General features: G+C 38.8%; 9 protein-coding genes. All 9 read left to right on the top strand.

Annotated elements, in window-relative coordinates:
- Window positions 1-605 precede the first annotated feature (605 nt).
- The 9 genes from BUQ87_RS15900 (at window position 606) to BUQ87_RS07605 (ending at window position 12,357) form a co-directional block, all read left to right on the top strand.
- Window positions 606-788, top strand: a complete 183-nt coding sequence (locus tag BUQ87_RS15900; protein ID WP_278309045.1) for a hypothetical protein — start codon at window positions 606-608, stop codon at window positions 786-788.
- A 27-nt stretch (window positions 789-815) separates the two neighbouring features.
- On the top strand, window positions 816-1,019 hold the full coding sequence (locus tag BUQ87_RS15895) for a (2Fe-2S)-binding protein (protein WP_278309044.1): 204 nt from the start codon (window positions 816-818) through the stop codon (window positions 1,017-1,019).
- A gap of 568 nt (window positions 1,020-1,587) precedes the next feature.
- Entirely contained in the window at window positions 1,588-2,256 is a 669-nt protein-coding gene (locus BUQ87_RS07635) for a hypothetical protein (RefSeq protein WP_038264173.1), read from the top strand.
- Between the two features lie 708 nt (window positions 2,257-2,964).
- Window positions 2,965-4,437 carry an APC family permease gene (locus tag BUQ87_RS07630; RefSeq protein WP_143182430.1) on the top strand — a complete coding sequence of 491 codons (1,473 nt, stop codon included), beginning with the start codon at window positions 2,965-2,967 and terminating at the stop codon, window positions 4,435-4,437.
- A gap of 238 nt (window positions 4,438-4,675) precedes the next feature.
- Window positions 4,676-6,088, top strand: a complete 1,413-nt coding sequence (locus BUQ87_RS07625) for a rhodanese-like domain-containing protein (protein WP_052636077.1) — start codon at window positions 4,676-4,678, stop codon at window positions 6,086-6,088.
- A gap of 313 nt (window positions 6,089-6,401) precedes the next feature.
- Window positions 6,402-8,969: a bifunctional diguanylate cyclase/phosphodiesterase gene (locus tag BUQ87_RS07620; protein ID WP_052636076.1), complete on the top strand. Its 2,568-nt coding sequence runs from the start codon at window positions 6,402-6,404 to the stop codon at window positions 8,967-8,969.
- A 165-nt stretch (window positions 8,970-9,134) separates the two neighbouring features.
- Window positions 9,135-11,273: a putative bifunctional diguanylate cyclase/phosphodiesterase gene (locus BUQ87_RS07615; RefSeq protein WP_052636075.1), complete on the top strand. Its 2,139-nt coding sequence runs from the start codon at window positions 9,135-9,137 to the stop codon at window positions 11,271-11,273.
- Window positions 11,274-11,340: 67 nt separating this feature from the next.
- Window positions 11,341-11,682: a cupin domain-containing protein gene (locus BUQ87_RS07610; protein ID WP_038264170.1), complete on the top strand. Its 342-nt coding sequence runs from the start codon at window positions 11,341-11,343 to the stop codon at window positions 11,680-11,682.
- A 126-nt stretch (window positions 11,683-11,808) separates the two neighbouring features.
- Window positions 11,809-12,357, top strand: a complete 549-nt coding sequence (locus BUQ87_RS07605; protein ID WP_038264167.1) for a phosphatase PAP2 family protein — start codon at window positions 11,809-11,811, stop codon at window positions 12,355-12,357.
- Window positions 12,358-12,361: the final 4 nt, after the last annotated feature.

Genomic DNA, 12,361 nt, shown 5'->3' with positions numbered 1-12,361 from the left:
CTTTGTTTCAGCGGAGCTGATTTGTCTTGCATAAGCCACTGATCTATTATTCCTATAACAGAATCAATTTGTCTTGGCCTACCTCTTTTGTCATCGCTATTTTTTTCAATTTTTTCATTAAAATCATTTTTTTCAAGGTATTTAACTACAGTCCTATAGTTATGGCCTGTTAACTTACATATTTCACTTACATTTTTTCATTTAAAAGTGTACAGTTTTTTGATATGCTTAATTCGAGTCATTGTTAACATTCCTTTCTACCCCCTTTTAGATTCGACACCTAAAGGGTAGTATATTTTGTGGATGTTGACAATGACTTTTTCTATTTTTGAATTGTATTTTATTTTTGCAATTGTTTGTATTTTAATTTTACACTATACATAATATAATGAACAACTTGAACATATGATGCAAACTTGTATCCAAACATTTTAAATTGATTAAAATTCAGTCAGTTAGTGTTATCAAGGTCTACTTCTATACGTATTTTGTACTAAGACTTAATCCTGGAGGTGTACACATTGAAAAATAATAAGATTAAAACATCTTGCTGAGTAACTAATGAAAATTCTGCAGAGTCTGTAGAGCAAGCTTCGGTTTGTCCTATATGTAGTGGAGAAACCCAAGAAATAAAAAGTATAACTGTGAAATATTTTGTACTCGATAATTTAGTCAATACAGTTCGTAACGAATGCTACTATATTTGCTTAAATGAAAATTGTGATGTTGTTTATTATAATCAAGAAAATCAAATATTCAAAAAACAAGATATGAAGATTCCAATATAGTTTAAAACAGATGCTAATCCGAAATATATATGCTATTGCAATCGTATGACAGAAAAACAAATCATTGATGCTGTTATTAAAAATGGCGCAAAGGATATGAAAGATATTATAAGGCTCACAGGAGCTATGAAAAATACAAAATGTGAAATTAACAATCCACTTGGAAAATGCTGTGGGTCTGTTATTCAAGAAACCATAAACAAAGCACTGGATATGAAAGATTGCGAATAAAAATGATAATTGGACATTGTCAATTTTGATCAAACTTTTTTTCAAAAATAAATATGACTAAAAAAATAAAAGAACTCAACTTTGATCAAACTTTTTTTCAAAATTGAGTTCTTGTTTTTAATAAAAATCAACGGTTGTAGCGATTATTTTGATCAAACTTTGTTTTAAAGCTACAGTTGTTGTAATTTTGTAAAAAAGTCTGATCATTTATAAAAAAGTTTGATCATTTATAAAAAAGTTTGATCGTTTATAAAAAAGATTGATAATTTGTAATAAAATTTGATAAAAACCATCTCTTTGTGGTATTAATTACCATGAAGAGGTGGTTTTTTCATGGCTTGAATTCGAACGTGATTCCCAAAATGTAAACGTCTTTATGAAGCTGCTCTTTGAAGAAATGGGCAAAACTCGCTCTATGGCACATGATGACAAGGAATTTTATAAGCTTTTGTCCACGATATATAGGCATAAAATGCATGTTTTGCAGGTGCCTTTTTTATTTAACGAAAAGGAGGTGTATTCAGGGGCGATTGGTACTCATAGTACATCCGCTATCTGAAGATAAATTATGATTAAGGAATGCCGAAAAACAAAAACAAACAGGTCATATGTAGTTGTAGGCATGTCTCATGCGCCTACAAGAGCAAATGAGGTTTCACAATGCCATGCGATTGCAAAGAGGTTGAATAGCGAGGTAAGGCAGGAATTTTTTGATGTCACAGGGCTCGATACTGTTGAGATGGGCTTCCCGGGGGTGATTACATGCTCGAATGCTACGGAAAAGTGCATAGATGAAAAGTGTGATTTTGCTTTATCCCTGCAGTCACTTATTGTTAACCCTCTCAACCTGAGCCAACTAACTGAACTGGTCAACGACATGGATATTCCGTGTGGATTTGAAAGCTATACCCATGAGTTGCACGAAAAGTTCAAAAATTACATTATAGAGTCTGCAACTAACCAAAAGGGTAAGATTGAATTTGTAATTTTTATAGAGGCAAGAGAAGGTTCTCTCGAGAATATACCTGATCTATGTGAGTATATAAATTATGTACGCATAGATGGAAAGGGGAGTATCGATTTATCTGCTGTAGAAAATCTATTTAACAGCGATAATATATTGGATGAAATCGAAAAGGTTGAGATATACTATGACTCGACCTCAAACGCAACCGTGGAGTTCAAATTTCCTCGACTAGAGACAGTGGATATAAGCAGCGATAAAAGCACATGGTAAAAAATGTAATTAAAAGTAAAAGCAGAGGAATAACCGGAGGGCAATGAAAAAATAAGCGCTAAAGACAAATGTTAGTTAAGTCTTTAGCGCTTATTTTTGTATTTATGTTACTTTATGAAATAGATTACTATTTATTTTCAAGGAGCTATTTCATGTTCATTGTAAGATTGGAAAGTATGTTGTCTTTTAATTTTATTTCGTCGGGAAATCATTTTTTGTGACCTATTCTGTAGGATTGTGCAGGATTGACATCAAAAATGAAAAATTCAAATAAAAAACATGTTGAAATTTGTTGGATTAAATGTGGATGTATCGCTGTAGTCAAATTTCGATTTGCATCATTTTGGATTTTTATGAAAATATGTTTTTGAACGGATGCCGCTGGGTATAATCATAAAAGTTGTATATATATATTTACATTTATTACATATCCTAAAATCTTTCCAATGACGGCATGGGCTAAGGCCATGTGCGTTATCGACACTATCTGTTTTATTGATTTCTCATTCGAAAAAGTTCTGGGACAAAATACAAACGGTAAAAATACAAACGGTATATATGAAAATGAAACTTTTGAGAGCAATTGGGTTCGAAATTAATATCTTATAAAAAGTCTAAATTCCATGGAATGAACAATCATGTCTAATTGTGGTGCGTTTATTTGGAATATCCAAAAATAGCAGTAAAAATTTATAAGGGGGAATTGTTTTGAGTAGCGACAGTCACAGTAATTTTGAAAGGGTGCTTTCTAAAAAAGATATCACTGCGCTTGCATTTGGAGCCATGATAGGATGGGGGTGGGTGGTTCTTACAGGCGAGTGGATAAGGACGGCCGGAATGATGGGTGCGATTACAGCGTTTGCGCTTGGGGGGATAATGGTTCTTTTCGTTGGGCTTACGTATGCGGAGCTTACATCGGCCATGCCAAAGTGTGGAGGGGAGCACGTGTTCAGCCACAGGGCGCTTGGAAGCAATGCTTCATTCGTGTGCACATGGGCTATAATACTTGGATATGTATCGGTTGTGGCATTTGAGGCGGTTGCATTCCCAACTGTTTTGGAATACCTGTTTTCATCGTATCTCAAGGGTTACATGTACACTATAGCGGGATATGACGTATATCTTTCGTGGGTTCTCGTGGGTTCTGCAAGCTCCATAATAATAACTGTTGTAAACTATTTCGGGGTTAAAACAGCGGCATTTCTTCAGGGGGTAGTGACATTTTTGATAGCGTGCATAGGTATAACCTTGTTTGGAGGAGCGACTTTCAACGGTTATGCCCAAAATGCAGGGCCTCTTTTCGTGAACGGCAAAAGTGGAATATTTGCGGTGGCGGTAATGACTCCATTTATGTATGTGGGATTTGACGTGATTCCACAGGCGGCAGAGGAGATAAATGTCCCGTTTAAAATGATAGGAAAAATAATAGTGATGTCGGTTGTAATGGCTGTTGCGTGGTATGTAATGATAATATACAGCGTATCGTCATCACTTGGAGCAGATCAGATAGCTTCGTCGGGGCTTGTAACAGCAGATGCCATGAAGGCTGTGTTTGGAGGAAGCTCAATGGCTTCCAAGATAGTTATACTTGGAGGCATAGGAGGCATACTGACAAGCTGGAATTCATTTTTCGTAGGAGGCAGCAGGGCCATATATGCGATGGCGGAATCGGGAATGCTTCCATCGTTTCTGGCAAGGCTGCATCCGAAATACAAGACTCCTGTAAATGCAATAGTCCTGATAGGAGCCCTGTCCACTTTTGCTCCGCTGCTTGGAAGAAGCATGCTTGTATGGCTTGGAAATGCAGGAGGGCTTGCGATAGTGGTTTCATATCTTATGGTTTCGATATCTTTTGTAGTTCTTAGGAAGAAAGAGCCAGAAATGCCAAGGCCTTACAGGGTTAAAAAGGGCATGTTTGTAGGAATAACCGCGGTAGTGCTTTGTGCGCTCATGGTGCTCATATATCTTCCGGGAGGACCGGCTTCTTTAATATGGCCCTATGAGTGGGGTATAATTCTGGGATGGTGCGTGCTTGGAGTGGTCTTTTACATCTGGGCTAAAACCATGTCTTCAAGGCAGAGGATTGACTGCACTGAAACCGGCAAAAAAGTCGAAATGGAAAAAGCATTTGCTCAAAACAAAAGCCAATACTCGAAGATGGCGAGTTTTGAAAACGACTAGCATTAAATAAAATAATAAAGAACAAAAATGTGCATGATTGCCATGACCGCGGTGAGGAATAAACAGGCGTTTATTCCTTGCAGCGGTATTTTGTTTTTCTATTGATTTTCAATATTGATAAAATTAATAATAGAAGATTTCACATGATTTTTTTCAATTTGTATACTCTGTAATGACATGGTAGAATGAGCGGTGGAATCAATATTGATCTTAGAAAATACAGTAAATGGAGGTTGTCATGAAAAGAAATCTAGTAAAATTAGTAGCTGCATTGTCAGTGGTCTTGATGCTCTTCACAGGCTGTTCGGCCGGAGATTCAACAGTGGGCAGCAAAACGGCAGCGAGAGTAGACGAGGGGACGCTTAAGGCGATTGTCGAGGGAGAAGAATATGTCATAGTAGATACTAGAAATGACGAGGAGTACAATGGATGGGTTATAGACGAGAGTATTCCCCAGGGCCATATTAAAGGCGCCGTGAGCTTTTCACAGAGCTGGCTTGAAGGGCTTTCGGCAGAAGAGCAGCAAAAACTTCTTGATGAAACCGGAATAACAAAGGACAAAAAAGTACTGCTTTACTCTAATTACGGGGAAGAGAGTGCTTCTCTTGTAGAAAAGCTTGCAGGGCTTGGATACGAAGAGGTTTTAAACATAGCACTTTCCGACATTTCGAAAAATCCTAATCTAAGTGCAGCAGTCGAATTCGAGCATATGAAAAACTACCAGATGTTTGTATATCCTCAGTGGGTCAAGGACCTTGTGGACGGAAAGAATCCCGATGCATACGATGGGCGTGATTACATAATAATAGACACAAACTATCAGACTTTTGAAGAGTACAAAAAAGGTCACATACCTACAGCGATATATGCGGACACGTGCGAAGTGGAGTGCCCTCCTCTTTGGAACCTTGTTTCGCCTGAAACCTTCAAGGAATTTTTCAAGAAGACTGGAATAACGAAAGATACCCTTGTAATACTTACAAGCGATGAGCCTATGGCTTCGGGAAGACTTGCGGCTGCGTTCATGTACGCTGGAGTTGAAGACGTGAGGATGCTAAACGGAGGAAACCAGGCTTGGAGACAGGCAGGACTTGAAATGGAGACGGGTGAGAACAAATGGGTGGAAGGCGAAGATTTTGGAGCTGGAATTCCAGTGCATCCGGAATACAATATAGACATGGAGGAGGCAAGAGAAATTCTTGCGGATCCAAACGGAAGACTTGTGGCTGTAGTTTGTTGGGATGAATATACAGGAGAGAACAACGGAGGATATTCATATTTCGACGAAAAGGGAAGAATACCTGGATCGGTATTTGGATATGGCGGAGTTGACGCGTATCACTCAGAGGACTTCCTTGATATTGACTGGACGATGAGAAGCTACACGGAAATGGAAAAGATTTGGGCAGAGTGGGACATAAATCCTGAAAACAGATCTGCGTTCTTTTGTGCAACGGGATGGAGAGGAGCTCTTGCATTCTTTGAAACTTATGCAATAGGATGGGAAAATGTAAGTGTATTTGATGGAGGGTTTTATGAGTGGAGTAGAAATTCAGAAAATACAATAGCTACAGGAGACCCAAGGGTAGAATATAATAAGGATAGAGAAAATAGCGAACTTAAATATCTAAACAGTGTGGGTGGACATTAAATATATTGTGCACTGAAAATCTAGAGTATAAATGGCTGACGAAAATTTAGGCAGCTATTTATATCCAAATATTAAAAGACAGCCAATTTGATGTGGCTGTCTTTTAATATTCAGAACATAAATATTTTGAAGCGTCTAAAATAACACTTCGGATTTGAACTGAATTAGTTTGGTGAAAGAAGCCGCATGTCTTGACGCTTCATAAACATATGAATTACTGGTAAAAATTTTAATTAAGGAGCGATATAATGGGCAAATATTAATATATACTATGCTATGTATTAGCCATGTTCTATTGAAAGGAAGGCCTGTTATGTTGTCAAAAATCAAATTAAGAATTAAAAACAATGCTGTAATGTTGTTTATAGCGGTCCAGATGATTTTGTTCATGTTTGCATTTATGCATGCAGGAAAGATATTTTATGCCCAGAAGGTAAAAAAAGAAAGTGAACGCGTAAATGAGATAGGTATCCAGATTGTAAATAAGATAGAAAAAGATATAGGAATGAATATATCTGCCATTGAATTGATGGAGTATTACTTCATAGAGGACAAGGCTATTAGCTTGGAAAAGTTCAACTCAACGGCAAAATACTATATGGAAAAACTTCCAAACATAGTATATGTACAGCACAAGAACAAGGATACAGTAACGGATATGGTATACCCTATTGAAGGAAATGAAAATCTTATTGGAAGATCTCTTATTGAAAGAGCTGAAGTGGAGAAGGCTGTAGAGGAAGCGATAAGAGAAAGAAAGGTTACTGTTAACGACCCCTATGATTTGAAATATATTGATCGCGAGATAAAGGGACTCGTAATAAGATGCCCCATATTTAAAAATGGAGATTTTGAAGGTTTTCTTGTGTGCGTTATGGATTTGGACGTATATTTGCATGACACATTAAAGGCCTATTTGAGAAACTACAACATAACGATATACGACTCTGAAGGCCGGCTTTTCTATGAAAATGGAATGGAACATTCTAATCCGGCATACGAGCAAAAGATCCAAATAGAAAACCATGAATGGAGCATAAAAGTGAGCGGCAGTAAAATCGGTATGGATATTGTACATAGAAATATGATTTTTCATGCTATTGCAGCTGCAGCTTTATTTGTATTGTTTTTGGCCATGCAGCTAAAGATAATGAACAAGAACAAAAATATTTCAGAGCTAAAAAGGCTCAGGAAGGAGCTGCAAAGAAAGGAAGAAAGGTACACACGTGCAGTTGATGGTGTTAATGATGTCATATGGGAATTCGACATTGAAAATGAAGAATTCTTCATATCTGACAACTGGACCAGGATAACAGGCAGAAGCATAGATGTAAGAGGAAATTTATTGGAGCAGCTTAAAGAGCAGCTGCATCCCGCTGACATTAAAAATTCATTGAAAGTTTTCAGGGATGCAAAATATGGGAGGGCTGATTCGTACAGCCATGACTTCAGAGTGAGCCATGCGCTTGGAGGATACAAGTGGATGCACATAAGGGGTCAGTCTTACAGGGACGAGCTCGGAGCTGTAATCAAGGTGGCAGGTTCCATAGCCGATATAACCAAAAAAAAGGAATCGGAAGAATATGTAAGATATATTGCAAAACATGACGAGCTTACGGGGCTTTTAAACAGAAGGTCTGGCATAGAAGCCTTGGAAAGTAATATTGACTTGGAAACCGACTGTGCCGTCATATTTGTGGATATTGATAATTTTAAAAGGATAAATGACACGCTGGGACATGGGTTCGGAGATAATATACTCGTACAGATATCAATACGTTTTAAGGAACTGGGTAGCCGTTTCAGGCAGGTGACTTTATCGAGATTTGGCGGAGATGAATTTTTGTTTATAGTATATGATTTATTAGATAAAGAATGCAAACTGGGAGATATATGCAATATGATTCTGGATGAGATCAGGCATCCGTTTAATATAGATGGAAAGCACATATACATCACAGCAAGCATGGGGATAGCTGTTTATCCGGATGATGGGGAAGATAAAATCACGCTTTTGAAAAATGCGGATGCGGCGATGTATAGTGCAAAGGAGACGGGAAAGAACAGATATCAGTTTTTTAACAGCACAATAGGAGAGGAGATTTCAAGAAAGGCCGATATAGAAATAAACCTTAGACATGCGGTGGAACTTGGAGAGTTTGAACTTCACTACCAGCCACAGCACAGCCTGAAAGACGATGCTATAACTGGGTTTGAAGCTCTTTTGAGATGGGAAAATGCACAGCTTGGGAGGGTGTCTCCTCTTGAATTTATAAAAGTGGCTGAGGAGACTGGCCAGATAATAGAAATAGGTAGATGGGTATTTGAAGAGGCTTTGGAAAAGGTTAAGCAAATGTGTAATAGTTCTTCTGAATGTAAAAAAATAGGAATAAACATATCGGCTACAGAGCTTGAAGAAGAATCTTTTGTAGACAACATAAAGGCTAAGATTGCTAAATATGGTGTTGATTTTTCAAAAAATATAGAAATTGAAATAACAGAAAATGTTCTCATGAAAGATTTTGAAAGAAATTCAAAAATATTGAGTGAACTGAGCACCATGGGATTCAAAATAGCTCTTGATGATTTTGGAACGGGCTACTCTTCATTCAGCTATTTGCAAAGCCTGCCTGTTGACACTCTGAAAATAGACAAGGCTTTCATAGACAATATAAATGTCAGTGAAAAGGGAACATCAATAGTTGAAGGGATAATAAGGCTTGCCCACAGCATGAAAATGAATGTAATTGCAGAAGGAGTTGAAGACAAGGATAAGCTGGAATTTTTGAAAAGAGCGGGCTGTGACATAGTTCAGGGATATTATTACTCAAAGCCAATGAAAGAAGACGAACTTGAAAGCTATATTGAAATGAATAATTGAGATTGACAAAGGGGACGGCGCATGCGCCGTCCCCTTTGTAATGTGAAAAGCAAGAATGATTTGTGAAAAAGGTGCATGAGGCATTTGTTTTATAATATAATTAAAATGTATCTATTTTAAGGAATTAATCACAGTTATACAAAAATCATAAGGAGAGCCTAATTTATGAATAATATATTTGAAAAGCTTTCAATATTCGGCAGGCGGTCTACGAAGGCCAGAGCTGAGTTTGAGCATATGCTTGAACACAAGCAGGAAATAAACCCGGGAGCAGAGGCGTCGCGGATAGCTATCATGTACGGAGTGGCTGGGACGCTATGGATAATGACTTCAGACTGGGTTGTTGGAAAAGTGATAACAAACCAATACCTTTACAGGCAGGTCCAAATGTACAAGGGATGGCTTTATGTAGTCATTACGATGATGCTTCTTTATTTTCTTATAAAAAACAGGATGGAAATGTTTAAAAAGGCCATGTATGAAATATATATGTCTTATGAAGAGCTTTCGACCACATATGAAGAGCTTACGGCAATGGAAGACGAGCTGAGGGAGAATTTCGATGAACTAAAGGCGCACAGGGATGCTCTTTTCGAGAGCGAGCAGCGCTACGAGCTGGCGGTTGAAGGTTCAAATGACGGGATATGGGACTGGGATGTGAAAAATGACAAATACTATTCATCTTTAGGTTGGGTCAAAGATGAGGAGATTTATAATGAAGCGTTAAAAAGCAGTCTGAAGGACTGGACAGACAGAATACATCCACAGGACAGAGCGGGTGTGGTGCAAAAATTTCAGGAGTATCTGCGCTCGAAAAGCGGTATATATGAAAACCGGTACAGGATTATGGACAAGGATGGCATATACATATGGGTTTTGAGCCGTGGAAAGGCCATCTGGGATAACGAGGGAGAGCCTGTAAGAATAGCCGGCTCCCATACCGACATAACAGAATACAAGAAAATGGAAGAAAAGCTTCAGTATATGGCTTATTATGATGAACTCACAGGCCTTCCAAACAGGAACATGTTCGAAGTTGAAATAAACAGGCTCATAGATACGCATAAGTCAAACGGCACAAAATTTGCAGTGGTTTACATGGATGTGGATAATTTCAAGCATGTAAACGACACATTGGGCCATGCAAGCGGCGACATGCTGCTTACCTATATAGCGGACATACTTAAAAATCAGCTCGATAGGGAGGATATGCCTGTAAGGCTTAGCGGAGATGAATTTTCTATACTGATAGGGAATATGGATGGCAATGAAGACGTGGCCAATAAGCTTGACAGGCTTATAAAGCACCTTCGAAGGCCGTGGATTCTCCAGGAACATGAATTCTTCGTGTCCTTCAGCATGGGGGTTGCTGTATATCCGGACAACGGAGATGACATGACTGCCCTTTTGAAAAGCGCGGACACGGCAATGTTCAGCGTCAAGGAAAATGGAAAGGACAGCTATTGCTTCTACACTGACAGCATGCAGGAAAAGACATTAAAGCATATAGACATGATAAATAGCCTCAGAAGGGCCATTGAAGAAGAGGAATTTGTGCTTTACTATCAGCCACTTGTAAACATGAAAACCGGTGAAATAGAAGGCATGGAGGCGCTTGTGAGGTGGTTCCATTCTAAAAAGGGGTTCATATCGCCTCTAGACTTCATACCGCTTGCAGAGGAAACGGGCCAGATACTAGAGATAGGCAGCTGGGTTTTGAAGACAGCATGCAATACTAAAAGAAAATGGGAGGACATGGGCTTTGCAGATATAAAAATGTCGATAAACCTCTCCAGCAAAAGGCTTGCAAACAGCGATGTGGACAGAGAACTTGAGAGGATAATCCAAAGCGAGGGAATATCGGTAAAGGACATACAGATTGAGGTTACTGAAACGGCGGTCATGAAGAATATTAATACGGCTGGAGAGGTGCTTCAGAGGATGAGAGATAAGGGGATCAAAATAGCGCTCGATGATTTTGGAACGGGTTATTCGTCTTTGACATACCTCAAGAATCTCCCTATAGACGTGGTTAAGATAGACAGGGGATTTATAAAAAACATAGAAGAGAAAAAGCAGGATGAGTTCATAGTGAAAACGGTCGTAGAGCTTGCACATGGGCTGGGCAAAGAGGTCGTGGCTGAAGGGATTGAGACCAAAAGGCAGCTTGAATTCCTTAGAGAGATTGGGTGCGATACGGCACAGGGCTACCTTTTCAGCAGGCCGGTTCCTGCGGCGGAGATTGAAAATATGCTTATACAGGGAAAAAATTATAGCGAGTTAGTAACTGGTGTTACGGAATAAATAAAGAGAGTCCCTTATAATTAGTTTATAGTAGCTTAAGAGCTGAAAACAAAGGGGGAAATTAACAATGGAAAAGCATCTAATAAAGAACATAGAATTTTCAAAGGTATTTGCACTTGATTCGCTGATTGAATACAAAGAGGGACAGGTAATAAGCAGGACTCTTTCACAGGGCAAAAATTCGAGCATGACGCTGTTTTCTTTTGACAAGGGAGAGGGAATAAGCACCCACTCTTCAGACGGCGATGCATTTGTCTATATGATAGACGGAGAAGCTGAAATAACAATAGGCGGAGAGCTTTTCAACGTAAAGCAGGGAGAGACCATAGTAATGCCTTCGGGCATACCTCACGGACTTGTTGCAGCTGAAAGGTTCAAAATGCTTTTAGTTGTCGTGTTCAACCAATAACATAATATGCGGTTGAATCGTATCGTATAAATCTGTAAAGGCAAGAGCTCTTTTGATATGGGCTTTTGCCTTTTTTTAATGTATACTATGAATTGTAAAATATAAAGACATAGAAAGGACTTTAGCATGCTGACTTATATTCAAGCTGTTGACATGAAACTGCTCCAGTGGATAGCCGGTTTTGCAAAAAATGATTTTTTTGACTTCTTAATGCCTATTGTCACCAAGATTGGAAACAAGGGCATGATATGGATTGTAATAGCGCTGGTTTTAATGGCTACTAAAAAATACAGAAGGCACGGAATTGTCCTCGCAGGTGCACTTTTAATAGGAGTCATACTGGGAGATGGATTTCTGAAGAAGATATTCCAAAGACCCAGGCCGTTTGAAGAAATCGAGGGCATGAAGCTCCTCATAAAGGCTCCGACTACATATTCTTTCCCGTCGGGACATACTACGGCGTCTTTTGGCGCGTTTTGGGCCCTGCATAAGAAGTTCAGCGACAAAAGGGTCACGGCGGGCGTGTTTTTGCTTGCCGCATTTATATCATTTTCAAGGATGTACCTGTTTGTACACTATCCGACAGACATAGCCGCAGGGGTGATTCTTGGAATAGCCAGCGCCTCGCTTGCACTTAAAGCCGAAAAAGCATTTGAAAGCAAAAAGGTTAAATAAAAAG

Source organism: Peptoclostridium litorale DSM 5388 (genome assembly GCF_900141635.1).
In the GTDB taxonomy this organism is placed as follows: Bacteria; Bacillota; Clostridia; order Peptostreptococcales; family Peptostreptococcaceae; genus Peptoclostridium; species Peptoclostridium litorale.
The sequence above is the reverse complement of the archived record's forward strand: the minus strand, read 5'-3'. Positions and strand labels throughout refer to the sequence as shown.

Bases quoted from the DNA above. Each gene is read 5' to 3' on its own strand.
- BUQ87_RS07635 (WP_038264173.1), top strand. From the start codon at position 1,588: ATGATTAAGGAATGCCGAAAAACAAAAACAAACAGGTCATATGTAGTT.
- BUQ87_RS07625 (WP_052636077.1), top strand. From the start codon at position 4,676: ATGAAAAGAAATCTAGTAAAATTAGTAGCTGCATTGTCAGTGGTCTTG.
- BUQ87_RS07620 (WP_052636076.1), top strand. From the start codon at position 6,402: ATGTTGTCAAAAATCAAATTAAGAATTAAAAACAATGCTGTAATGTTG.
- BUQ87_RS07615 (WP_052636075.1), top strand. From the start codon at position 9,135: ATGAATAATATATTTGAAAAGCTTTCAATATTCGGCAGGCGGTCTACG.
- BUQ87_RS07610 (WP_038264170.1), top strand. From the start codon at position 11,341: ATGGAAAAGCATCTAATAAAGAACATAGAATTTTCAAAGGTATTTGCA.
- BUQ87_RS07605 (WP_038264167.1), top strand. From the start codon at position 11,809: ATGCTGACTTATATTCAAGCTGTTGACATGAAACTGCTCCAGTGGATA.